Origin of the sequence: Trinickia sp. Y13 (assembly GCF_029522115.1) — a bacterium.
GTDB lineage: Bacteria > Pseudomonadota > Gammaproteobacteria > Burkholderiales > Burkholderiaceae > Trinickia.
On the sequence record NZ_JAKWFK010000004.1, the window covers coordinates 198665 to 221295 of the forward strand.

Consider the following 22631-nt stretch of genomic DNA (forward strand, 5'->3'; position numbering starts at 1 on the left):
AATGCGGGCACAATTATTCCAGTTGGAAAATTTGTGTCAAGTGATATATTTTCGACCGGTGTACCATCCACAGTCGTTTGAAAAGATTGACGAGCAACCATGAGCGAAACGAAGCGCCCTCGCCGTTCGACGGAAAGCGGCTACGCACGCGGAGAGGAAACGCGCCTTCGCATCATCCATGCAGCGATCGAGCTGTTCGGCGAGCGTGGGTTCGTCGCGGCCTCGACGCGCGAGATTGCCGCGCGCGCGGGCGTCAATGCACCGGCGCTGCAGTACTACTTCGAGAACAAGGAAGGCGTTTATCGAGCCTGCGCCGAACATCTCGCCGCCGAGGTGTGGAGCGTATTCGAGCCCGCCGTGCGCCACGCTTCGGACACGCTGCGTTCGACCGAGGACGTGGCTGAACTGATCGAAGCGTTCGTCGGCATCCAAAACGTCATGATCGACAAGGCGCTCACGGCGCCGTCCGCCCCCACCTTGAAGCTCTTCTTCGTTCGCGAGCAAGGCGGGCAAGAGCCTCCCATCGCCACCGAGATTTTTCAGAGCAGGGTGCGTGGGCCACTCAACGACGTAGCAACGGCGCTCATCGCGAAGATCTGCGGCACCGCTGCCGACGATCCGCTCACCATTCTTCGTTTGCTGGCGCTACATGGGCAATTCATGTCGTTCCACATGGCGCCGCGCAGCGTGATGACGCTGCTGGGATGGTCCAAGATCGACGCCGAGAAAATCGAGCTCGTCAAACGAACGATCTTTGCCAACACGCGTGCCTTGCTGCAGCTGTGGGCCGTCGAACGCGAGGCGCGCGCGCCGGTGCGCAAAACGAGCCGTGCCAAGCTCAAGGAGAAGACGTCGGCCCAGCGTAGCCGTAAGCGGTGACGCACGGGGTTCAGCAACGCGGCCTTTCGGCGGCGGCTCCCTTCGAAAGGTGAGCGTTTTCGGGACCCGTACGATCGCCACCTCCAAAAGCCTTCTGCATAGCGGCGCAAGCACGCGCGATCCACTGGCTAAGGTGAGGGTTTTCAGGAGCGGCGAATGCGGCCGCAAGCACGGTCGCGCTGCGAGCGTTCATCGGCGCTCGTGATCGTTGGTCGGTTGGTCGGTTGGTCGGTGGTCGCGCGCCGCCCGCGGGACTGGCGCGATAGCCTATCGTGCAACTGTACATGGTCGATCCGCGGCGCACGGGCCAGAATGTCCGCGAACGCCTTTCCTTCCCCGGCCAGGAGTTGCCATGAACCCCATCCCCGACGACGTGCTGCGCATCGCGCAAACCGATGCTGCGCATGCGCTGTCCGCCTTGCCACAACCGTTCGCCGTGCTGTTCCAGCGTGCCGACGTGTCGGTCGAGCTATTCGCACCGCGTGAAATCGATACGCAGTCGCCGCATACGCGCGACGAGTTGTACATCGTTGCATCGGGTTCGGGCATGTTCGTGCGCGCGGGGCAGCGCACCGAGTTTCAAAGCGGCGATCTGCTGTTCGTTCCCGCTCATGTCGAGCATCGGTTCGAACGGTTCACCGCCGACTTCCGCACATGGGTGATTTTCTTCGGCCCCGAGCGCCCGGCCGCAACGACATAAAGCCGCCGAACCGGCGCAACGCTCGCCAACCCCGATCGCATTCAAGCCTTGCCGGTCAACGTGCGCGCATAGAGCGCGAGCATCTGCGCCGCGTCCACCTCGACGCACACGTCGCAGGCGGGACGATCGTCCCAATCGGGCGCCGGCGCAGCGAACGTCAGCGGCTTTTGCAGCGTGTGCCCGGCGGCGATGCCATCGGTCAATACGCGCACCGGCCCTTTTCTCGTTGTGTACAGTTGCGGCGCAAGCAGATACGCGACGGCCGACGAGTCATGCACATAGGTGCCGGCAAGCCCCGCACTCGATTGATGAAATGCTTCGTAGTGCCGAGAAACGTCCCAGACAAAACGGCCCGCCTCGCCCGCTTCGTCGCGCAGCCGAGCGATATATTCCGTCGTCATGATGGTGCGCTCGGTCACGTCGAGGCCAATGATCGCGACGGGCCACTGCGCGCCGAAGACGATGTCGGCCGCATCGGGGTCGCCCAGCATGTTCGCTTCGGCGGCCGGCGATACATTGCCGTTGATGCCTTGGGTGCCGAACGCACCGCCCATCACGACCACCCGTTTGACGAGCGATGCAATCTCGGGATCTTCGCCGAGCGCCAGTGCGAGGTTGGTCAACGGACCTACGGCCAAAAGCGTCACTTCGTGCGGCAACGCGCGCACGGTATCGATGATGAAGCGATGCGCCGGACGAGGATCGAGCGGGCTTCGATCGGCCGAACCGAACCCGGTATTGCCCAGTCCATCGCTGCCATGAATCCAGTCGATGGGCGACGGCGCCGCGCGCCGCAAGGGCGCAGCCGCCCCGCGCGCAACGGGCGTTCCGGGCGCGAAACGCCCCGCCAAGTAGAGCGCATTGCGTGTGGTGATTTCGATCGTCGAATTGCCGAACACGCTCGTCACGCCGAGCAGTTCGATTTGCGGATGCAGCGCCTGAAATACGAGCGCCATCGCGTCGTCGACGCCGGGGTCCGTATCGTAGATGACTTTGTGCATATTCAAAGATAGAAGGGATCGGGCAGTTGCGCGCGCGCGGTCGTGTCTCGCGTATCGCCGCGCAAGTTGCCGAGCCGAATCTTCAGGTCCGGCCCGCCCAGTTCGATGATGACTTGGCGACAAGCGCCGCACGGTGCGATCGGTCCGTCCGTATCGCCGATCACCGCGAGCGCTGCGAATTCGTCGCGCCGGCAACCTGCCGCGATGGCACTGAAAAACGCCGTACGCTCCGCGCAATTGCAAAGACCATACGATGCATTCTCGATGTTGCAACCGGCGAAGACCCGCCCGTCTTTCGTCAGCAACGCCGCGCCGACCTTGAACTTCGAGTACGGCGCATACGCGCTTTCGCGGGCGGTGCGCGCCCGTTCGAGCAATTGCTCCAACGTCATGGAGACCCCTTCCTCATTCGATCGGTTCGACGCTCAATGTAACGTCAAAAACATACCCGCAATCGTCGCGCTCATCAAATTCGAGAGCGTTCCGGCCAGCACGACGCGTAGCCCGTAACGCGCGACTTCCGAGCGGCGCTCCGGCGCAACGGCGCTGAAACCGCCGGTCAATACCGCGATCGAGGCAAAATTCGCAAAGCCGCATAAAGCGAAGGACAAAATCGCGAGCGTGCGCGGCGTCAACATCGGCAGCCCGGCCGCGGCCACGCTCGCCGCATCCTTGAGATAGGGCGAAAGCGAAGCGTAGGCCACGAACTCGTTGAGGATGATCTTTTGGCCGAGGAAGTTGCCCGCCACCATCGCCTCGTTCCAAGGCACCCCGATCAAGTACGCGAGCGGGGCGAACACGACGCCGAGCATCGATTGCATCGAAACGTGCGGATAGCCGAACCATGCGCCGACGCCGCCGACCAAACCATTTAGGAGTGCGATCAATCCGACGAACGCGATCAGCATCGCCCCCACCATGACGGCGATCTTCAGGCCTACGGCGGCGCCGGAACTGGCCGCTTCGATCACATTGGCCGGACGCCGCTCGTCGAAACTGAGTTGGTCGAGTTTTACGCGGGTCGCCTCCGTGGTCGGATGGAGCATCTTCGCGAATAGCAGGCCTCCGGGGACGGCCATGAACGAGGCGGCCAGCAAATATTCGACGCGCACGCCAAGGCCCGCATAGCCCGCCAGCACCGAACCGGCCACGGCGGCCATGCCGCTCGACATGACCGCAAACAACTCCGCTCCCGTCATATCGCGCGCAAAGGGTTTGACGACGGCAGGCATTTCGCTTTGCCCTAGAAAAATGGTGGTGACGGCCGAGAACGATTCGAGCTTCGACACGCCGAGCAGCTTTTGAAACACCGTGCCGAGCACGATCACGATCCAGCGCATGACACCGATGTAATAAAGCACCGAAATCAGAGCGGTCACGAAAATGATGGCCGGTAACACACGCACGGCGAATACGAACCCGCCATCGCCGAATAGCGCGAACATCTTCGATTGCACGAGGCCGCCGAATAGAAATTCGATGCCGGCATTGCCGTAATCCAGAACGTGATTGACGCCTGCCGCCATATCGGCAAGCACCACCTTACCGAACGGTACGAATAGCACGAATGCGCCAATTGCCACTTGCGCGAGCAGCGCCGCCGCCACCGTGCGTGGCCGGATTGCGCGACGGTTGCTAGAGAATACGAATGCGATGGCCAATAGCGCAGCCATTCCCAGCAGGTTTCGTGCGATCGGAGCCATATAGATTTCGAATTCGACGTTTTCCTTGGACTGCCTTGAACGGGCACTGGCGCCGATGCTGAACGAAACGACAGCCGAACGAAAAGCGCCCGCGCGCTATTTCGTTCGGCTCTCGCACCGGTGGGCGCGAGTTGCACTGACTTTACGCCGGCTTATTGCTCGATTAGAAACTTCTCGCGCCGCTTGCCGAGCCACGCTGGGGCGCGGCCGCGCCCCGTCCACGTCTTGCCGGTCTTGGGATCGCGGTACTTCGGGGGCAAACCTCCCGTCTTGCGCGATGCCGTGCGCTTGCTGGAAAATCCGAGCTCTTCGGCCGTAATGCCGTATTCCGCAATCTGCGCCTTGATGTGCTCGATGGTGCTGGCCAGCTCCTTTTCGCGCGCGGCTTCCATTTGAGCTTGAACTTTTGCAAGTTGCTCGGTCAACTGCCGGTACGTTGGCATAGACATTCGCCTCCTGGTAGGTACGACTTGATTGATCGGGTGAGGGTCACAGCGTTCTGACTGCCTTTTCGCGCAAAAGTGCAATCGTCGAAGTCGCTATCGCAAAAGGCAAGCCCAAGCGATGGACCTCGGCGGTCTCCGGCCACGGCACGATACCGCCTGCCACGGCCAATGCCCGCAACTCATTTATCCTTGCAGGCAAACAGTAATTTCTTGACGCCGTCTTGGCTCGATCGATCGATGACATCGATATCGCTCTGGCAAATGGCGCGCGCATGGTCCATGCAGTTCGCCCAAGGACCGGAGGCCGAACATTGGACGGCTGTCGTCGGACGCCCATCGCGCGTGAAGAGCGGAGCGCTGCCGCCGCACCCTGCCAGCATGAGCGCGCCCAGGGACGCGGCAGTCACGGCGCGCACCAACGCCCTCGCGGGCAATTGAAACAAAGACGTGCATTGCATTGAACGAGCTCCTTTGGCCTGACGTTCTTTTTCGAATGGCCGGAGTATGCCATGGCATAACGCCGATGCGATCGGGCAAATGTCTCGTTATGAGACCTATCGCCCGGCATGCTTCAAACCGCAATCCCAAGGGCCGCAATCTTTTTATAAAGCGTGGCGCGTCCCATTCCGATCCGAGCGGCGGCTTCGGCCACCCGGCCGCCCGTTGCGCGCAACGCGTCGCTCAAGAAACGCCGTTCGAAATCGGCGATCGCTTGGGCATAGGAATCGATGGCGCGGGGCGGTGCGCCTGTGGATTCCAGCCCGTCTGCGGCCGCGGAAAATCCCGCCGACGCCAACGACGCCGCGCCGATGAACGGCGCAAGCGTGCGCGCATCGATCCGCTCGGTGTCGCACAGCATGACCGCGCGCTCGAGCGTATTGCGCAACTCGCGCACATTGCCGGGCCAATCGTGCGCCGCCAGCAGGCGCAATGCATCGTCTTGCAACTCGAAGTGCCGGCCATGCCCGCCTCGGCCCGGCGTGGAAAGATCCTCCAAGATCGCGTAGGCCAACGCCTCGATGTCCGAGCGGCGCGCCCGCAACGGCGGCGCATGAATCGTCAGGACGTTGAGCCGATAAAACAAATCGGCGCGAAAGCGGCCGGCGGCGACGAGCGCGGGCAAGTCGGCCGATGTGGCCGCCACGATGCGCACGTCGGTGCGTACGATACGGTTCGAGCCGAGCGGCTCGAACTCCTGGTCCTGCAGCACGCGCAGCAACTTGCCTTGCAACGGCAAGGGCATATCGCCGATCTCGTCGAGAAACAACGTGCCCCCGTTGGCCAGCTCGAACTTGCCCACTCGGCCTCGCCGTTCGACGCCGGTGTAGGCGCCGGGCGCCGCCCCGAAGAACTCGACTTCGAGCAGCGTATCGGGAATCGCGGCCACGTTGACCATGACGAGCGGGCCTTTCGCACGCACGGACGTGCCATGAATCGCATGGGCCAGCAACTCTTTGCCCGTGCCGGTTTCGCCTAGCAGCAGGACGGGCGAATCGACGTACGAAGCGCGGCGCGCCTGGCGCTTGACTTCGAGACTGGCCGCGCTCGTGCCGACGAAGCTCGCCAGCGTGTACTTCGCGCGCCGCGCCTGCGCGAGCGATTGGCGCGCCGCGATCAGCTCCTCCTGCACGCGCGAATAGTGCGAGAACAGCGGCGTCAGCGACTTCATTTCGTCGAACAACGCAAAGCCGACCGCCCCCACCGTCTTGCCGGCCTCGTCTTTGAGGGGCAAGCGCGTCACGACGAGCGGCTCGCGCCCGTTCTCAAGCACATCGAGCAGGATCGGCTTGCCCGTTTGCACGACTTCGCGCATCAGGCTGTTCGGGATGACCGTTTCGCAATCGAGGCCGATCGCCTGTTGGCTATCGGTGAAGCCGAACCGCGCGGCGTAGCGCTCGTTGATCCAAACGATACGGGCATCGGCATCGACGATCAGCGTGCCTTCGCTGAAGTTTTCGAAGGTGCGAAACAGCGAATCCATGGCGCGGCGCAGGATCGCGTTGTAATCGGCTGGTACGCCGATGAGGTCCGTCATCATCCCAAGTCCTGGTGGTCCTAATGCCCCTAGTCGCCCTAGTCGCCGTAGTGGCGCAGTGCGCGGCTCGCGCGTTCGTCGCGAGTACGCGGTATCGCCTTGGCGCAACATCCTGCGCACTGATTCTCGAATTGGAGACAGCATATCTCAGAATAGAGACAGCGCCAAATCGGCAATCTACAAGGTTTTTCCGGGATCTCTCAATCGCTCCCGTGCAAATGGCGTCTCTGTTTAGAGAAATCAATGCGCATTTGAAACCGGATTCGCGCGCAAATGCGAGAACCTGCCACGCCGCGCGCACAGCGCGCGGCGATGGCACGAAACCTGCACTGCGGGCTGCCCGCGCTTTTTCGGCGCTAGCACCCACAATCACAACTTGGAGACTCGATGTCGTTCGTCATCGTTCTTGCCGCATTGGCGTTCTTGATGTTCGCCGCCTACCGCGGCTACAGCGTCATTCTGTTCGCACCGATCGCCGCCCTCGCGGCGGTGCTTCTGACCGACCCCGGCGCGGTCGCCCCCGTGTTCACCGGCATCTTCATGGAGAAGATGGTCGGCTTCGTCAAACTGTATTTCCCCGTCTTCCTGCTCGGGGCCGTGTTCGGCAAGGTGATCGAGCTTGCCGGGTTCTCCGAAGCGATCGTGGCGGCGGCCATTCGCTACATCGGCCGAGGCCGTGCCAATGCGGTCATCGTGGCGGTCTGCGCGCTGCTGACCTATGGGGGCGTGTCGTTGTTCGTCGTCGTGTTCGCGGTCTATCCGTTCGCGGCCGAGTTGTACCGTCAAAGCGGCATTCCGAAGCGCCTCATGCCGGGGGCGATCGCATTGGGGGCGTTCTCGTTCACGATGGATTCGCTGCCTGGCACGCCGCAAATTCAAAACATCATTCCTAGCGCGTTCTTCAAAACGACGGGATGGGCGGCCCCCGCGCTCGGCACGATCGGCTCGCTCTTCATCCTCGTCGTGGGCCTCACGTATTTGGAGTGGCGACGCCGTTCGGCCCTGGCCAAAGGCGAAGGGTATGGCACTTCTCTCGTGAACGAACCCGAGCATATCGGCACGGCAACGCTGCCTCATCCGCTGCTCGCCATCGCTCCGCTCGTGCTCGTGGGCGCCGCGAACTTCGCGTTGACCAAGCTGATTCCGCAGTGGCATGGCGCGGGCACCTATACCGTGCCGCCCGACGTGTTGCCCGGCGTGCATACGCCGCTATCCGCAACGATCAAGACAGTCGTCGCCGTCTGGTCGGTCGAAGGCGCGCTGATCGCCGGTATCGTCCTCGTCGTGCTCACCGCATTCAACCGGGTGCGCGAGCGCTTCGCCACCGGCACCAAGAGCGCCATCGCCGGCGCACTGCTCGCTTCGATGAACACCGCTTCGGAATATGGCTTCGGCGGCGTGATTGCAGCACTGCCCGGTTTCGTCGTGGTAGGCGGCGCGTTGAAGTCGATTCCCAATCCGCTCGTGAATGCGGCCGTCTCGGTCAGCTCGCTCGCGGGTATCACGGGGTCGGCCTCGGGCGGCATGAGCATCGCGCTCGCTGCCATGTCCGACTGGTTCATCAAGAACGCCGAAGCGGCGCATATTCCGCTCGAAGTGCTGCATCGCGTCGTCGCGATGGCCAGCGGGGGCATGGATACGTTGCCGCACAACGGAGCGGTCATCACGTTGCTTGCCGTGACGGGGCTCACGCACAAGGAGTCCTATCGCGACATCTTCGCCGTGACGCTGATCAAGACGCTGGCCGTCTTTTTCGTGATCGCCGTGTATTACGCAACGGGAATCGTTTGATCCACTGCGAATGACGCCGGGCCGCCACGGGTGAAGGGCGAGCGATGCGTCCGATCGCATCGCCTTACGATCCGCCAACACACGCCACTTGCCGTAGCATAGACAGCCGACTTCATTGCACTTCCGATGGGAGGAATCGATGTCCACTACGCAGAGCAAGCTGTTTTTCATCACGGGCGTGAGCACGGGCTTCGGGCGCGCATTGGCGCAGACGGCGCTCGCCGACGGGCATCGCGTGGTCGGTACGCTGCGCGACCAGACGGCGCTCGGCGAGTTCGAATTGCTCGGTCCCGGCCGAGCGATCGGTAAATTGCTCGACGTGACGCACACCGACGCCATTGCCGGTGTCGTCGCCGATATCGAGGGCAAGGTCGGTCCCATCGACGTGCTCGTCAATAACGCCGGCTACGGATACGAGAGCCTGCTCGAAGAGTCGACGCTCGACGAATGGCGCAAGCAATTCGACGTCAACGTCTTCGGCGCCGTGGCCATGATGCAGGCCGTGCTGCCGTACATGCGCCGCCGCAAGCGCGGCCACATCATCAACATCACGTCGATGGGCGGTTATATCACCGGCCCCGGCATCGGCGCCTACAACGGCACGAAGTTTGCGCTCGAGGGCATTTCCGAAAGTCTATCGAAGGAGGTGAAGGATTTCGGCATCAAGGTCACGGCCGTCGCACCCGGCGCGTTCCGCACGGATTGGGCCGGGCGTTCGATGGTGCGCGCTCAACGCTCGATTCCCGACTACGACGCCGTCTTCAATCACCTGCGCGAGCGGCGCCAAGCGATCAGCGGCAAGCAGCCCGGCGATCCGGCGAAAGCCGCGCGCGCCATCCTCGAGATCGTCGCCGCGAGCGAGCCGCCCGTGCATCTGTTGCTGGGTCCCGATGCGGTCAAGCTCGTCAACGAGAAACTCGACGCGCTGCGTGCGGAACTGAAGGCGTGGGAGCCATTATCGAAATCGACCGATTTCTCGTGACGAACACGAACGCTCGTTCGGCATTCGTCGCACATCGGCCGATGGGCTAGGGACGAATGCCGAACACGCCGTGCCACAGCGAGCTGAAGAACCCGGCATGCGCGGCGCTTTCCGTTTTCTCGGCCGCGTCGGCACGCTCCTTTGGGGGCCTGGCCGGTTGACGCGGCCGGCTTGGCGCGGTGCGGCGAACCGCATCTGATGCATCGGCGTTGGCCTGGTTCGCGTCTGCTTGGTTCGCGTCGGCCGGACCCGCTTCGAGCTTGCTAGCGTCGGGCCGACTCGCGTCGGGTCGAACGGCATCGGCGTCCCTAGCGTCGGCCTCGCGGCCGATCGGCGCTGCTTTGCGCGAAGCGCACAACGCCGCGACGCCATCGGCGATGCGCGCCGCCAGCGCGTCCTCACAGCCGCTGCCGAGCAAGACGCCGAATACCACGTCGCGGTTATGTCCACGCTCGCCGTAGCGCATCGCCTGGGATACATACCGCTCGTAACGCTCCTGCTCCGCCTGCGCTTGGCGCTCGGCGTTCTTGTGCGCCTGCCGTTCTTGATCCGCCTGCCCTTCCTGCTTCGTCTGCGCTTCCTGCCGCGGTTGATGCGACTCCTGCCGTTGCTTCCGGCGCGGCTCGCGCGCCTCACCCTGCGCGTCGCTGCGCCGCAGCTTGCTCATTTCCTCGGCGAACACGGCATCGTAGACACGCCGCTGCGCCGGGTCGGACAAAATGGCATACGCCTCTTTGATTTCCTGAAACGCATCATGCGCGGCGGCTTCCCGGCCTTTGTTGCGATCGGGATGCGCGCGCATGGCCGCCTTTCGATAGGCGCGCTTGATTTCATCGTCGGAGGCGTCCTCGTGCACGCCGAGCGTTTCGTACAACGTCGCCATAGCTCGTCGAAGGAAGGAGTTTCCAGGCTGTAGATCGTAACACCCCGCTCACGCGAAGCGTACCCGCTGGCATCGAGCGCAAGCGGCCGCGCCCGATTTAGCGCGCACCCGATAAGCCGACTGCGTTTTTTCGGCGATGAATAAAACGAGCGTCTTCCTGATTCTCATCCGCAGGGGGTTGATTTCAGCGACCGCTTCGATTTGAATGACGAGGCTTCGAGAACATTCCGCGCATTGAGAGCATGCGCGGTAGCCCGAACCCAGCCAGGCATAGCGAACCTTCGTTCTTCTCAAAGCCGTTTTTTGAGAAGAAAGCTTCGTCCCTTACTGGTTTCGCCGCGAAAACACAAACTTTCACTATAGAAGCGGGCCTCTAAATGAGCGAAAAAAAGAAAGCCTTGATTGAAACCGCGACTCGCCTATTCGCGCAGTTCGGTTTTCACGCCGTCGGCATCGATCGCATCATCGCCGAATCGCGCGTCGCCAAGATGACGATGTACAAGCATTTTCCGTCAAAGAGCCGCCTGGTCGTCGAGGTATTGAACGAGCAAGGGGCGACGCTCGCGGCCGGCATTGCCGCCGCCGTCGCCGCGCATACCGATCCATTGGATAAACTGCACGCCATCTTCCAATGGCACGATGCGTGGTTCCGCTCCGATACCTTTACGGGCAGCATGCTCATCCATGCGGCCGCGGAGTTTCATGCCGAAGAGAACGAAATCCTCGCCGCATCGCAAGCCCAACGCGGGGCGTTCGTGCATTCGTTGCAACGCATCCTCGACGAGCGCTTCGACGGCGAAACGGCGGCGCGGCTCGCGCGGCGCTTCGCGCTCTTGATCGACGGCGCGACCCTCGCCCGCCAGTTGAGCGGCCGCGTCGATGCGGCGCGCGACGCATGGGAAATCGCCCAAGCCCTGCTCGAAAACGAGCGCATGCACGTCGCGTAACGACGAAATCCGCCGGCGGCCCCAGCGCCGGCGGCGCCAAAGTGAGGAAATCCGGGAGCGTCAACCCCCAAACGCCCCGGTGTGGCGCTTTGTGTTCGCGTACTTTTAAAAGCCGCTGAAGCAAGCGCACTTCGCGATACACTCATCGGCATGAAATGGGCAGGAGGCGCGCAACCCTGTCGCACCAGCGCTATGCGCGGCCGACGACAGACGTAAGCCTCTGTAAGCCCGTACAATCGCTTCACCACGACTCGAGGAACGTTCGATGCGCACCACCGGCTCTTCCGGGGCAATGGCCCTGCTCACCGAGATCCACGACACGGGCGGACATGTCGTCCGCACTTTGCGGCTTGAAGCGACAAACGACGGAAAGAGTATTCATCTGATCGAAATCGACGAGCGCAAGCCCGGCATCCACCGCGAAGTCCGCTATGAGATCACGCCCGCCGAACTCATCGCGGCAATCCGCGCGCATGGGGCGGAATTACCGGGCGAGCAGCACGTCCGTTGAATTTTCGGAAAAAGGCCTACCGAACTCGCTCATACGAACCCAGCGCTTCGGCTCCGAGCCTTCATCGTTTGCGACTCTGAACGCCTGCGGCGGCCTTAGCGGCTCGCCGCAGGTCGCTTGCCGGCCTACCGGGCAACTCTTCCTCAAAACACCCGCATCGGCAGCGTCACCAAAAGCCGATATACCTGGTTCGTGCTATCCGAGTAATATGCCGAGCCGACATGCCATTGCGCAATGAGCGTGACTTTAGCGTTCTTGAGCGGGCCGCTTTGCACGACATACGTGGGAATGAAGCCAAATTCGTGGTGTCGGCCATGCACGGGTTGGCCGTGCTTGAAGTAAAGCGCCGTATAGGAGGGGCCATTCGCCCCAGCACGCCCCGCCATGGCCGATGCGTCGGCGCCCCACCCTTGCTGCGCCCAAATCATCGCCAAAAACCCAGGCAATCCCGCGTATTTACCGTCGAACGTGTAGCGCAACTGCAGCGATTGCTCGTGCGGCGCGTTGTAATCGACGTCCATCGAGTTGACGAGATAAACACCGGCTGTCTCGTCGATGTAGTCGAAGAACTGATCGCCGAGGATCTTTTGATAACCGAGCAGCAATGCATGCGGCCCGTGTTGCGCGGACACCGACACACTGTAGGCCGTGTCGTTCAACGGCCCTTGCAACGCGGCGCCGGTATCGCGCGTCGCATATAGATTCGCGAAGCCGGTCACTTTGAGCGTATCGGGCGTTCCGATGCCGTGTTGCAGCGACGCATAATATTGCCGCCATACGTCGTCGGCCTGATCCGCATAGAACGATGCCGAACCGTTCGGAGCGTAGTCCCATGTCGTACCCGCATAAGTCACGCGCTTGACCGCCACCCCACCGTAAGTCGTGCGCAAGTCGGTCAAGTTCGATTGCCCGCGCGCAACGACCTTCGTGAAACTGCCGCCCTGCACTGCCAGCCCGTCTATTTCACGGCTGAGCAAGGACGCGCCCAAAAACGTGGGTGGCAAAGCGCGATTGTCGTGCGGATCCAAGAACGGATTCGAGACGTCCTGCAGCCCATACTTCAATAAGGAGTCCGAAATACGAGCTTTCACCGCATACATGCCTGGATAAGCCCACGCGAGACGATTGGCGCCATCGCCGTGCCGTCCCAGATAGACCATGTTGCTCGCGCCGCGCCCGCCGTCTAGCTTGAGCGCGCCGAAGAGCGCCCCATCGACACCGAAACCGATCGGTCCTTGGGTGAAACCCGATTCGAATTTCGCTTGCAAGCCCTCCACCCAGGCATGGCGACGGCCGGAGCCATCGGCATGAAAATAATCCGTGTAATTGCGCCATTCGAGATCGAGGTGGCTGTCGGCAACGAATCCCTTGCTGTTCGTTTGGCTCGAGCGCGGCGGCGACGGCTTTTGGGTCAACGCCGATTCCGTGCCGACCACAGCGTTCGGCGTGGTGGCTTCCTGCGCGAGTTGCGATGACGTCTTCGCGGACCGGTCGTGCGAACCGCCGCCGCGTTCGGGCGGTTGTGCCGAAGCAGGGGGCGGCTCTATCGCGGGCCGCTTGACGGAGGAAGGCGCGGCAAGCGGTGCGAGCATCGGCGCTTCGTCTGCGCGGGCATCTGCCATCCCGCTCATCAATTGCGCGCCGCACAGCAGCGCGATCTCGATCGCGCATGATTTGACGGCGAATATGCTGTCTTGTCTCGGAGACATGGCTACCTCATGGATGGATCGACCCTGCCCGTCGATACGATGCCGACGAGCGTTCTCGTTCATCCGCCTTGGGGCGAGACGAACGCTTCCCTCGGCGTGGCGAAGGCCACACCGATAGAACTTGTTACTGCGTTGGAAAGTGGGCTAACTAGGTCTCGCCGGCGCGAAAGCAAGCGGCGAGCGAGCTTGCGCCTTCGCGCGCCTCGAGCTTCGGCGCCGCCTGCTCGCACGCCGCTACGGCGCGGGGGCAGCGGGTGCGGAACACGCAGCCCGAAGGCGGATCGAGCGGCGACGGCAAATCGCCCCTGAGCAGGACACGGGACCGGCGCCGTTCGAGCGCCGGATCGGAAAACGGCACCGCCGATAGCAACGCATGCGTGTAAGGGTGAGAAGGGGCGTCGTAGACCGCCCGGCTGTCGCCGAACTCCATGACGCGCCCCAGGTACATGACAAGCACGCGCGTACTGACAGCCTGCACCACGGCAAGATCGTGCGAGACGAACAGCATCGCGAGCGATAGCTCGCGCCGCAAATCGCGTAACAGATTCACGATTTGCGCTTGGATGGTCACGTCCAACGCCGAGACCGGCTCATCGCAGATGACGAGGCGCGGCTGCGCCACCAAAGCGCGTGCGATGCCGATGCGCTGACACTGACCGCCCGAAAACTCGTGCGAATAGCGCGATAGATGGTGCGCATTCAATCCGACCCGTTCGAGCATCGTGCGCACGCGCGCCCGCACTTCGGCGCGAGCCATCTGGGGCCGGTGCGTGAGGAGCGGCTCGGCGACGATGCGTTCGATCGTCATGCGTGGATCGAGCGAAGCGAGCGGATCCTGAAACACCACCTGCGCCTCGCGGCGCAAACGTTGCATCTGGCGGCTGTCTCGCCCGCTCCCTCGCACCGTTTCGTGCCCGCGCCAACAGATGCTGCCGCTCGTGACCGGCACAAGACCAACGATTGCGCGGGCAAGAGTCGACTTGCCGCAACCGGACTCGCCAACGAGGCCCATCACCTCGCCGGGACGAATATCGAACGATAAACCGTCGACCGCGCGTATCGACATGCGGTGCCGCCAGACCTGCCAGGGCCAGGCGGCGCCCGCGTGCCGAGCGCGAAAGTGAACGCTCAACTCACGCACCGACAGTAGCGGCGCGTCGCTCGTACGCTGTTCTTCATCGCTCATCGCGGCCCCCGGCAACTGTCTCTTGCATGCGCGAGCGCAGCCGCGGCCGTGCGTTCAAAAGGCCGACCGTGTATGGATGCGCGGGCGCGGCGAACAATCGAGCCGCGTCGGCCTGCTCGACCGCGCGCCCGGCGCACATCACCACGACTCGGTCGCATAGGCCCGCGACGACACCCATATCATGCGTAATTAGCAGCATGGACATGTCGCGGCCGCGAATCAGCGTACCCAACAAGTCGACGATCTGCGCCTGCACCGTGACGTCGAGTGCCGTCGTCGGCTCGTCGGCGATCAGAATGCGCGGCTCCGTGACGAGCGCCATCGCAATCGCCGCACGCTGACGCATTCCGCCCGAGAATTCGTGCGGATACATGCCGATGCGACGCGCCGCATCGGGAATATAAACTTGCTCCAGCGCTTCGATTGCACGCCGGCGCGCCTCGCGGCGCGAGAGGCCGCGATGCGTCTGCAACGGCTCGGTCAACTGCCGCTCTATCGTCAGAAACGGATTGAGCGCAGTCATCGGATCTTGAAACACGATCGCGATGCGCTCGCCTCGGAGCCGATTGAGCGATCGGCGATCGAGCTTCAGCAAATCCGTCCCACCGTAGCGCACCGCGCCCGAAACGCGCGCATTCGATGGCAGCAGACCCATGATGGCCATCGCGGTCTGACTCTTGCCGGAGCCCGATTCGCCGACCATGCCGAGCGTCTCGCCAGCCTCGAGGGAAAACGACAGCGCCTGCACCGCGTCGACCGGCATTCCATTGCGCGGCAGGAAGCGGACGTTCAACCGATCGACCTCCAGTATCGGCTTCATGACCGCTCCTTCGGATCGAGCGCATCGCGCAGTCCGTCGCCTAGAAAGCCAACGCAGTAAAGCGTCGAGCACAACATGACCGCGGGGCACAGCAACAGCCACGGCATCGCCTCCAGCTTTTGCGCGCCGTCTTCGATCAAGACGCCCCAGCTCGTCATCGGCTCTTGCACGCCGAGCCCGAGGAACGAGAGGACCGATTCGGTCAGCACGATGCCTGGCGCCATGACGGTCGCATAGACGATCACCACGCCCGCGAGATTAGGCACGATGTGCCGCGCGACGATCACCGGCCCGGCCACGCCCATCGCTTTGGCCGCATCGACGAATTCACGCGTGCGCAACGACAGCGTTTGCCCGCGCACCACCCGCGCCATGTCGAGCCACGAGAAAGCCGCAATAGTCAGGACTACCAAATAAAATGCGCGACCGAAAAGCGTCATCATGAGAATGGCGATCAGCATGTAGGGAATCGCGTACATGACGTCGACGATGCGCATCATGGCCGCATCGATCCGACCACCGAAGTAACCCGCGCATGCGCCATAAGCCACGCCAAACACACAGGCGGCGAGCGTGCCGAGCGATCCGACTTCGAGCGAGACGCGGCCGCCGATGAGCGTGCGGACCAGCAAATCTCGGCCCAATTCGTCGGTGCCGAACCAATGGCCGCCCTGCAGCGTAGGCGGCAGGCTCAGCGCAGTCCAATCGCTTTGCGCGGGATCGCGGCCGAGCCAGAGCGGCCCGGCGAAGCAGGCGAGCGCCACCAAGCCCAGCAACGCAGCGCCGGCAAGCGCGGTGCGATTGCGCGCGAAGCGGACGAGCAGAGCACGCGGCGAATCGCTCGCCGTCTGGCATCGATCGGACGGCGCCGACGAACCGGTCAAATCGGACGAAGAAGAAAGCGTCATGATTATCAGTACCGAATGCGCGGGTCGAGCAGCGCATAAGCGAGATCGACCAGCAGATTGAATAGAACGGCCGCGGCCGTCGTCAGCACGACGATGCCGAGGACCAGCGTGTAGTCGCGGTTGATGGCGCCGTTGACGACGAGTTGGCCCAATCCCGGCAGCGAGAAAACGGACTCCGTCACCACGGCGGCCGTGATCGACGAGATCGAGATCGCCCCGAGCAACGACACGACCGGAATCAACGCGGGTTTGAGGGCGTGCCGCCAGAGCACGATGCGCGGCGGCAAGCCCTTGGCGCGAGCCGTGCGGATGAACGGGCTCGACAGCACTTCGATCATGCTGGCGCGCATCACGCGCGCGATGGTCGCGACGTTGATGACCACCAGAAGAGCGATCGGCAATAGCCGATAGGTCCATGCGCCATCGCCCCATCCGCCGGCGGGCAGCCAGCCATGGCCCTCGCGCGTTTTCAGCACGATTGCGAAGATCCAAACGAGTACAGGGCCGAGTACGAACGGCGGCACGACGTTGCCAACGTTGCCGAGCAGCATCACGAGGCGATCGATCCATCGATCGCGCTGCACCGCCGCGGCCACCCCGAGTAGCACGCCGAGCACGAGCGCAATCGGGATCGATGCGCCACCCACGCCGATGCTGACGGGCAGCGCCTTCGCGACGAGGTCGTTGACGCTCCAATCGACGTAGCGGTAGGACGGGCCCAAGTCGCCCTGCGCCAGCGCGCCGAGATAGTGCAGGTATTGACGCCAGAGCGGCTCGCCCAAGTGGTACTTCATCTCCAGATTGGCCAGTGCCGCGGCCGAGAGTTGCTTTTCCGAATCGAAGGGGCCGCCGGGCGTCGCATGCAGCAGCAGGTAGCAGGCCGTGATGACGCCCAGCAGCGTCGGTATCGCCCAGAGCGCGCGGCGCAGCGTGTAGCGAAGCATCGTGCCTCCTGCCTCAGTGCGCGACGATGTAAAGATCTTGCGACGCGCGCTGATCGACGTAGTTCGTCGTCGAATAACCGCCCACGAAGGACTTCACGAGGCGGTCGGCCGAGTACTGGAATAGCGCGATCATCGGGTAGTCCTCCATGGCGAGCGCATGCGCCCGCGACAACAGCGCGGCGCGCTCGTTCGGATCGAGCCGCCCATTCGCCTGCGCAACTAGCGCATCCACCTTTGGATTGCAGTAACGCTGGTCGTTTTGAATACTGCCGCAACGAAGCACGTCGAAGTACGACATGGCGTCGTTGTAGTCGACGAACCAACCGTCGCGCGAGGCCTGCACTTTCCCTGCGTGACGTTCCCGGAGCAACACCTTGAACTCGACGTTTTCGAGCTTGGCCTCGACGCCGAGCTTCGTGCGCCACTCGGATACCGCGAACAGGGCAACCTTCTTGTTCAGATCGTTCGTGTTGTAAGTGAGCGTGAATCGCAACGGTCTGCCGCTCGAATATCCGGCTTGCTTCAACAGCGCGCGCGCATAGTCGACGCGCTTGTCCATCGGCCACGCTGCCCAGTCTGGAACGAACGGACTCGCCCCCTTCGTCCCGCTCGCGATCAGCCCGTACAGGGGCGCCTCTCCCGCTTGCAGCAGGCGCTTGGTCAGAAGCTCGCGATCGAGCACCATCGATAGCGCCTGCCGCACGCGCTTGTCCTTGAATACCGGATCGCGATTGTCGAGGCTGTAGAAATACGTGGCGATCTGCATGCCCGTGCGCAGCTCGCTGCCGAAGCGCTCATGCACTTGGCCGTAGAGCCCCGACGGGATGCGATAGGTGTAATCGAACTGACCGGCCTGATACATGCGCAAAGCCGTGCCGTCGTCCTCTATCGGAACGTAGGTCACTTTCTCGATGGCGACGCGGCTCGCGTTCCAGTACCGCGCATTCTTTAGGAGAACGATGCGATTGTTCGGTTGCCAATCGGCTAAGACGTAGGCGCCGTTGCCGATCAAGCCGCCGGGCTTGGCCCAGCGCTCATGCGTTTGCTCCACGGCATGTCGCGGCACGGGCGCCATCGACGCCATCGCGGTCAACTCGGGAAAGAATGCAGCGGGCGTTTCGGTTCTCACCTCGAGCGTATGCGCGTCGATGGCCGTTGCGCCCAAAGTGGCGGGCAAGGCCTCGCCTGCCACGATGGCTTTGCCATTTTTGACGAACTCGGCAAGGACCGTATACTTCGAGCCGGTCTTTGGATCGACCACGCGCCGCCACGCATAGACGAAGTCGTCTGCCGTCACGGGCTGTCCATCGCTCCACCGTGCCTGGTCGCGCAGCGTGAAGCGCCAGGTGTCGGGGCCCGTGCGCGTCCATGATCGCGCGACGCCGGGTACGATTGCGCCCGACGCATCGATGCGCGTCAGGCCTTCGAACAAATCGAGCCCGACCGTATTGGCAGCCCACGACTCGATGTGCGCGGGATCGACCGCTTCGATTTCGGCGGGAAGCTGGCGCGTAATTTCCTGCACGGGCGCGAGCTTCACGCCAGATGGAACAAGAACGGCAATTGCGGTTTCGCTGAACGCTAAGGCGAATGCGATCAACGCCCCCGCGAGACGATGCGTGGCTTTCATAGTGGCGGCGAGAGGGTTGGAAAACGGCAAATAAGGCAATCGAGCATTGCAGTCGGCATCAGACCACGCGCCCGTTTTCGTGTGCAGCTATCAACCGTGTGGGGCGCTCACTGGTGCATACCCGAAGTGACGCCCGCAACCCGCGCTTGGAGAATCGCGCGCGGCATGTACGGCCGCCGCGCGGCGGAGTAAGCTCGCGCAAGCGCGTCCGGCACGCGGCGCACTACCGTGCGCGATCGAGCAACGGCGTTCCAGCACCGCACGCACAACGTGCGAACCTAATTCGACCTATCCGGGAGAACTTTTAGATGAATTCGTCGGTTTCGCAAACGCGGTCGTTCACCACGGTCTTCTTGATCGAAATGTGGGAGCGCTTCGGCTATTACGGCATGGGCGCATTGCTCGTGCTTTATATGGTGGAGCGGCTCGGCTTCGGCGATGCGCGCGCCAATCTCACGTGGGGCGCATTCACGGCGCTCGTCTATGCCGCGCCATCGATCGGCGGATGGATCGGCGACAAGGTGCTCGGCTCGCGGCGCACGATGCTGTTCGGTGCGATGGTGCTTTCCCTAGGCTACGGCATGCTCGCACTGCCGAACGATCATCTTTCTTTCCTTTACGCTTCGCTCGGAGTGATCGTGGTGGGTAACGGGTTGTTCAAAGCGAACTCGGCCAACCTCGTGCGCCGCATCTACGAAGGCGACGACGCGCGCATCGACAGCGCATTTACGATTTACTACATGGCCGTCAACGTCGGCTCGACCCTCTCGATTCTCGCCACGCCCTGGATCAAGGATCGTTGGGGCTGGCGCACGGCCTTTGCCGTCTGCTGCGCGGGCATGGTGCTGGGCGTGGTGAACTTTCTCGTGCGCTATCGTTCGCTGTCCCATGTCGGATCGGCGCCAGACAGTCAGCCCATCGTATGGCGGCGCGTAGCGGCCGTCGCGGCTGGCGCAATCTTGCTCGGCACGGCAACTTCGTTCGTGCTAGGCGATAAGACGCTTGCCGTCGCCTGCGTCTACGTGGCCGGCGCGATCATCCTTGCGCTGTTCGCGTACATGATCGTCAAATGCGATCGCTCGGAGCGCGCCGGGCTCATCGCGGCGCTCATTCTCGTCATGCAGTCGATCCTGTTTTTCATTTTTTATCAGCAGCAAATGACCTCGCTGACATTGTTCGCCCTGCGCAATGTCGAGCCGGCCTTCTCGCTTTTCGGCGTGCATCTGTTCTCCTGGAGCGCTGCCCAATTCCAAGCGCTCAATCCGATTTGGATCATGCTGCTCAGCCCGGTGCTGGCATCGACGTATACGCGGCTCGCGAAGGGGCGCGGCGATATCAGCATCGCCGCGAAATTCGCGCTGGGCTATGTGGCCGTCGCCATTGGGTTCGTCATTTACGCGTTTAGCGGCCGCTATGCCGTGGATGGGCGCGTGTCGTCATGGTTCATGGTCTGGGGCTACGGCTTGAACTCGCTCGGCGAATTGCTCGTGAGCGGCCTGGGCCTCGCGATGATCGCGCGCTACATCCCTGCGCGCATGAGCGGGTTCATGATGGGCGCGTACTTTCTGGCGACGGGCATCTCGCAGTATCTGGGCAGCGTTGTGGCCAACCTCGCCCAGGTACGGTCGAACGATTTGCCCGCCGTGCAATCGCTGCCGCTCTACACGAATCTATTCGCGAAGCTAGGGTGGCTGGCAGCCGCCGGCGTCGTGATGTCGCTCATGCTGCTGCCGCTCATGCGCAAACTGTCGGATCAGCACCGTCGCGCGTCCGATGACGCGATCGCCGCGTCGCATAGCATGGCGGCTGAATGAGCTTGGGATACGGTGCGACGGAACAAAGCAGACGTCCGAACCGCCGCGTATCGAATGATCACTCCCGCCACCCATCGACCAAAGGAGCCGCTATGACCGGCGCATCCCGTCCGCGCAAACGCCACAACGTGGCTGGCCGAATCCGCATCGGCATCGGCGGCTGGACCTACGAACCGTGGCGTGGCCCGTTCTATCCAGCCGATCTCACGCAAAAACGCGAGCTCGAATACGCGAGCCGCAAGCTGACCTCGATCGAAATCAACGGCACGTTCTACGGCACGCAGCGAGCGACGAGCTTCGAGAAGTGGCACGACGAGACGCCCGACGATTTCGTCTTTTCGTTGAAGGCGCCGCGCTTTGCGACGCATCGGCGCGTCCTCGCCGAAGCCGGCGACTCCATCGAGCGTTTTTTCGCAAGCGGCGTGCTCGCGCTGAAAAACAAACTCGGCCCGATCAATTGGCAGTTCGCGACGACCAAGCAATTCGATGCGGAAGATTTCGACGCCTTTCTTACCCTGCTACCCAAGCGCGTCGAAGGCCGTGCGATTCGACATGCCGTGGAAGTGAGGCACGAGAGCTTTCGGCACTCCGAGTTCGTCTCGCTCGCGCGCGAGCATGGCGTCGCGATCGTGATCGCGGGCGATAGCGACTATCCGCGAATCGCCGACGTCACGGCCCCATTCGTCTACGCGCGCATCATGGGCACCGTCGATGCGGAAGCACTCGGGTATTCGAAAAGAGCGCTGGACGCCTGGGCCGCGCGGGCGAAAACGTGGGCCGAGGGAAAGCAGCCCGAAGACATGCAAACGATTGCCCCAACCAAGAACGAACCCGCGCCCCGCGACGTCTACCTCTATGTCATCAGCGGCTACAAGGTGCGCAATCCGGCCGCCGGAATGGCGCTGATCGAACGCATCGGCCAATCGCCGGATTAGCGCTGATACGGCTTACACGTACGTTCGCACCGGCCGCACGAAGGCCAAACCGCACACTAAAACAACCGCGGCGTACCCACCCAAACGAGCGTGACCTCGCCCTGGCCGGTGTTGGCCCAGCTATGAGGCACCGTCGATTCGTAATGCGCGCTATCCCCGGCGTAGAGCACGAAGGTCTTGCCTTCGAGTGTCAACGACATCTCGCCGGAAATCACGTACAGGAATTCCTCGCCCGCATGCGTCGTCACTTCCGCAGCCTCGCTCTGCCCCGCCGGCAAACGCACGAGAATGCTCTCGAGCTGGCTGCCGACCGACGAGTTCGTCAACCGCGCGAATAGATCCGTTGAATCGGCAAAGCTGAAGAAGCGCAGTTGGCCCGCACGCCTCACCGAGCGCTCCTCGCTGGGAGTATCGACGAAGTACTGCAGCGTGACGCCAAGTGCGGCGGCAATTCCTGCGAGTGAAGTCAGCGAAGGCGTGGCGAGACCGCGTTCCACTTGAGACAGAAACGGCTTGGAAATACCGGCTACCGTGGCCGTTTCATCGAGCGTCTTATGTAGGCGCTGCCGCAGCGCTCGTATCTTGCTGCCCAAATCCGCAGCTTGGCGGGCACTTTCGACGTTCAAAGGCATAGAAAATACGTTGTTCGCGGTAACTAGTAGTGGTCGAATCAAACTCGTTTGTGTGACGCCAAAGCGCCCGGCGCATCTTCGCGCAACCGGCTTCCCCAAAAAGAAAAAGCACTCTATGTTGCCAGAACACGCTTGCCGAACGCAAAAGGAAGGGTTTACCGCAACGCCGTCCGGC

The 22631-nt window shown here is 62.7% G+C and carries 22 protein-coding genes; 9 read left to right on the plus strand and 13 right to left on the minus strand.

Annotated features, from left to right (window positions below; genetic code table 11):
- Window positions 1–99: 99 nt before the first annotated feature.
- A complete protein-coding gene (locus MMB74_RS09450; RefSeq protein WP_277428364.1) occupies window positions 100–879 on the plus strand; it encodes a CerR family C-terminal domain-containing protein in 780 nt (259 codons plus the stop codon).
- Window positions 880–1231: 352 nt separating this feature from the next.
- Window positions 1232–1579, plus strand: coding sequence for a cupin domain-containing protein (locus MMB74_RS09455; protein WP_277428365.1), 348 nt, complete (start codon window positions 1232–1234; stop codon window positions 1577–1579).
- 41 nt (window positions 1580–1620) lie between these two features.
- Here the strand turns inward: MMB74_RS09455 and MMB74_RS09460 are convergent, their stop codons facing one another.
- From MMB74_RS09460 to MMB74_RS09475, 4 genes are all read right to left on the minus strand, one after another.
- Window positions 1621–2586 carry a nucleoside hydrolase gene (locus tag MMB74_RS09460; RefSeq protein WP_277428366.1) on the minus strand — a complete coding sequence of 322 codons (966 nt, stop codon included), beginning with the start codon at window positions 2584–2586 and terminating at the stop codon, window positions 1621–1623.
- Window positions 2583–2972, minus strand: coding sequence for a cytidine deaminase (locus MMB74_RS09465; RefSeq protein WP_277428367.1), 390 nt, complete (start codon window positions 2970–2972; stop codon window positions 2583–2585). The genes MMB74_RS09460 and MMB74_RS09465 overlap by 4 nt, the downstream gene beginning before the upstream one ends.
- A 33-nt stretch (window positions 2973–3005) precedes the next feature.
- On the minus strand, window positions 3006–4283 hold the full coding sequence (locus MMB74_RS09470) for a NupC/NupG family nucleoside CNT transporter (protein WP_277428368.1): 1278 nt from the start codon (window positions 4281–4283) through the stop codon (window positions 3006–3008).
- Window positions 4284–4435: 152 nt separating this feature from the next.
- Window positions 4436–4726: an H-NS histone family protein gene (locus tag MMB74_RS09475; protein WP_277428623.1), complete on the minus strand. Its 291-nt coding sequence runs from the start codon at window positions 4724–4726 to the stop codon at window positions 4436–4438.
- Window positions 4727–4966: 240 nt separating this feature from the next.
- Here MMB74_RS09475 and MMB74_RS09480 point away from each other — a divergent pair, with 240 nt between their 5' ends.
- Window positions 4967–5167 (plus strand): hypothetical protein, encoded by a 201-nt coding sequence (locus MMB74_RS09480; RefSeq protein ID WP_277428369.1) that lies wholly within the window; start codon window positions 4967–4969, stop codon window positions 5165–5167.
- 133 nt (window positions 5168–5300) lie between these two features.
- Here the strand turns inward: MMB74_RS09480 and MMB74_RS09485 are convergent, their stop codons facing one another.
- Window positions 5301–6767: a sigma 54-interacting transcriptional regulator gene (locus MMB74_RS09485; protein ID WP_277428370.1), complete on the minus strand. Its 1467-nt coding sequence runs from the start codon at window positions 6765–6767 to the stop codon at window positions 5301–5303.
- A 384-nt stretch (window positions 6768–7151) separates the two neighbouring features.
- On the opposite strand from MMB74_RS09485, the gene MMB74_RS09490 reads away from it, so the two are divergent.
- Both MMB74_RS09490 and MMB74_RS09495 read left to right on the plus strand, forming a co-directional pair.
- Window positions 7152–8555 carry a GntP family permease gene (locus MMB74_RS09490; RefSeq protein WP_277428371.1) on the plus strand — a complete coding sequence of 468 codons (1404 nt, stop codon included), beginning with the start codon at window positions 7152–7154 and terminating at the stop codon, window positions 8553–8555.
- Between the two features lie 139 nt (window positions 8556–8694).
- Complete coding sequence (locus MMB74_RS09495; RefSeq protein WP_277428372.1) at window positions 8695–9537, plus strand: oxidoreductase; 843 nt, start codon at window positions 8695–8697, stop codon at window positions 9535–9537.
- Between the two features lie 46 nt (window positions 9538–9583).
- On the opposite strand, the gene MMB74_RS09500 is transcribed toward MMB74_RS09495, so the two are convergent.
- Window positions 9584–10420 carry a DnaJ domain-containing protein gene (locus tag MMB74_RS09500; RefSeq protein WP_277428373.1) on the minus strand — a complete coding sequence of 279 codons (837 nt, stop codon included), beginning with the start codon at window positions 10418–10420 and terminating at the stop codon, window positions 9584–9586.
- 377 nt (window positions 10421–10797) lie between these two features.
- On the opposite strand from MMB74_RS09500, the gene MMB74_RS09505 reads away from it, so the two are divergent.
- Together MMB74_RS09505 and MMB74_RS09510 are read left to right on the plus strand one after the other, a co-directional pair.
- Window positions 10798–11367, plus strand: a complete 570-nt coding sequence (locus MMB74_RS09505; RefSeq protein ID WP_277428374.1) for a TetR/AcrR family transcriptional regulator — start codon at window positions 10798–10800, stop codon at window positions 11365–11367.
- A gap of 265 nt (window positions 11368–11632) precedes the next feature.
- Window positions 11633–11878: a hypothetical protein gene (locus tag MMB74_RS09510; protein WP_277428375.1), complete on the plus strand. Its 246-nt coding sequence runs from the start codon at window positions 11633–11635 to the stop codon at window positions 11876–11878.
- Window positions 11879–12021: 143 nt separating this feature from the next.
- Here the strand turns inward: MMB74_RS09510 and MMB74_RS09515 are convergent, their stop codons facing one another.
- The 6 genes from MMB74_RS09515 to MMB74_RS09540 all read right to left on the minus strand — a co-directional run bounded on the left by MMB74_RS09515 (window position 12022) and on the right by MMB74_RS09540 (window position 19075).
- Window positions 12022–13587 (minus strand): OprD family outer membrane porin, encoded by a 1566-nt coding sequence (locus tag MMB74_RS09515; protein ID WP_277428376.1) that lies wholly within the window; start codon window positions 13585–13587, stop codon window positions 12022–12024.
- 148 nt (window positions 13588–13735) lie between these two features.
- Entirely contained in the window at window positions 13736–14773 is a 1038-nt protein-coding gene (locus MMB74_RS09520; protein WP_277428377.1) for an oligopeptide/dipeptide ABC transporter ATP-binding protein, read from the minus strand.
- Complete coding sequence (locus MMB74_RS09525) at window positions 14763–15593, minus strand: ABC transporter ATP-binding protein (protein WP_277428378.1); 831 nt, start codon at window positions 15591–15593, stop codon at window positions 14763–14765. Before MMB74_RS09525 ends, MMB74_RS09520 begins: the two co-directional genes overlap by 11 nt.
- Window positions 15590–16501 (minus strand): ABC transporter permease subunit, encoded by a 912-nt coding sequence (locus MMB74_RS09530; protein ID WP_277428379.1) that lies wholly within the window; start codon window positions 16499–16501, stop codon window positions 15590–15592. The genes MMB74_RS09525 and MMB74_RS09530 overlap by 4 nt, the downstream gene beginning before the upstream one ends.
- A 5-nt stretch (window positions 16502–16506) precedes the next feature.
- Window positions 16507–17445: an ABC transporter permease subunit gene (locus MMB74_RS09535; protein ID WP_277428380.1), complete on the minus strand. Its 939-nt coding sequence runs from the start codon at window positions 17443–17445 to the stop codon at window positions 16507–16509.
- Between the two features lie 13 nt (window positions 17446–17458).
- Window positions 17459–19075 (minus strand): peptide ABC transporter substrate-binding protein, encoded by a 1617-nt coding sequence (locus MMB74_RS09540; RefSeq protein WP_277428381.1) that lies wholly within the window; start codon window positions 19073–19075, stop codon window positions 17459–17461.
- A 308-nt stretch (window positions 19076–19383) separates the two neighbouring features.
- Between MMB74_RS09540 and MMB74_RS09545 the strand changes: the two genes are divergently transcribed.
- Window positions 19384–20889, plus strand: a complete 1506-nt coding sequence (locus MMB74_RS09545) for an oligopeptide:H+ symporter (RefSeq protein WP_277428382.1) — start codon at window positions 19384–19386, stop codon at window positions 20887–20889.
- A 92-nt stretch (window positions 20890–20981) separates the two neighbouring features.
- Window positions 20982–21824, plus strand: coding sequence for a DUF72 domain-containing protein (locus MMB74_RS09550; protein ID WP_277428383.1), 843 nt, complete (start codon window positions 20982–20984; stop codon window positions 21822–21824).
- A gap of 56 nt (window positions 21825–21880) precedes the next feature.
- Here the strand turns inward: MMB74_RS09550 and MMB74_RS09555 are convergent, their stop codons facing one another.
- Window positions 21881–22456, minus strand: a complete 576-nt coding sequence (locus tag MMB74_RS09555) for a cupin domain-containing protein (protein ID WP_277428384.1) — start codon at window positions 22454–22456, stop codon at window positions 21881–21883.
- Between the last annotated feature and the right edge of the window lie 175 nt (window positions 22457–22631).

Bases quoted from the DNA above. Each gene is read 5' to 3' on its own strand.
- MMB74_RS09450 (WP_277428364.1), top strand. From the start codon at position 100: ATGAGCGAAACGAAGCGCCCTCGCCGTTCGACGGAAAGCGGCTACGCA.
- MMB74_RS09455 (WP_277428365.1), top strand. From the start codon at position 1,232: ATGAACCCCATCCCCGACGACGTGCTGCGCATCGCGCAAACCGATGCT.
- MMB74_RS09465 (WP_277428367.1), bottom strand. From the start codon at position 2,972: ATGACGTTGGAGCAATTGCTCGAACGGGCGCGCACCGCCCGCGAAAGC.
- MMB74_RS09470 (WP_277428368.1), bottom strand. From the start codon at position 4,283: ATGGCTCCGATCGCACGAAACCTGCTGGGAATGGCTGCGCTATTGGCC.
- MMB74_RS09475 (WP_277428623.1), bottom strand. From the start codon at position 4,726: ATGCCAACGTACCGGCAGTTGACCGAGCAACTTGCAAAAGTTCAAGCT.
- MMB74_RS09480 (WP_277428369.1), top strand. From the start codon at position 4,967: ATGACATCGATATCGCTCTGGCAAATGGCGCGCGCATGGTCCATGCAG.
- MMB74_RS09485 (WP_277428370.1), bottom strand. From the start codon at position 6,767: ATGATGACGGACCTCATCGGCGTACCAGCCGATTACAACGCGATCCTG.
- MMB74_RS09490 (WP_277428371.1), top strand. From the start codon at position 7,152: ATGTCGTTCGTCATCGTTCTTGCCGCATTGGCGTTCTTGATGTTCGCC.
- MMB74_RS09495 (WP_277428372.1), top strand. From the start codon at position 8,695: ATGTCCACTACGCAGAGCAAGCTGTTTTTCATCACGGGCGTGAGCACG.
- MMB74_RS09500 (WP_277428373.1), bottom strand. From the start codon at position 10,420: ATGGCGACGTTGTACGAAACGCTCGGCGTGCACGAGGACGCCTCCGAC.
- MMB74_RS09505 (WP_277428374.1), top strand. From the start codon at position 10,798: ATGAGCGAAAAAAAGAAAGCCTTGATTGAAACCGCGACTCGCCTATTC.
- MMB74_RS09510 (WP_277428375.1), top strand. From the start codon at position 11,633: ATGCGCACCACCGGCTCTTCCGGGGCAATGGCCCTGCTCACCGAGATC.
- MMB74_RS09515 (WP_277428376.1), bottom strand. From the start codon at position 13,587: ATGTCTCCGAGACAAGACAGCATATTCGCCGTCAAATCATGCGCGATC.
- MMB74_RS09520 (WP_277428377.1), bottom strand. From the start codon at position 14,773: ATGAGCGATGAAGAACAGCGTACGAGCGACGCGCCGCTACTGTCGGTG.
- MMB74_RS09525 (WP_277428378.1), bottom strand. From the start codon at position 15,593: ATGAAGCCGATACTGGAGGTCGATCGGTTGAACGTCCGCTTCCTGCCG.
- MMB74_RS09530 (WP_277428379.1), bottom strand. From the start codon at position 16,501: ATGACGCTTTCTTCTTCGTCCGATTTGACCGGTTCGTCGGCGCCGTCC.
- MMB74_RS09535 (WP_277428380.1), bottom strand. From the start codon at position 17,445: ATGCTTCGCTACACGCTGCGCCGCGCGCTCTGGGCGATACCGACGCTG.
- MMB74_RS09540 (WP_277428381.1), bottom strand. From the start codon at position 19,075: ATGAAAGCCACGCATCGTCTCGCGGGGGCGTTGATCGCATTCGCCTTA.
- MMB74_RS09545 (WP_277428382.1), top strand. From the start codon at position 19,384: ATGAATTCGTCGGTTTCGCAAACGCGGTCGTTCACCACGGTCTTCTTG.
- MMB74_RS09550 (WP_277428383.1), top strand. From the start codon at position 20,982: ATGACCGGCGCATCCCGTCCGCGCAAACGCCACAACGTGGCTGGCCGA.
- MMB74_RS09555 (WP_277428384.1), bottom strand. From the start codon at position 22,456: ATGCCTTTGAACGTCGAAAGTGCCCGCCAAGCTGCGGATTTGGGCAGC.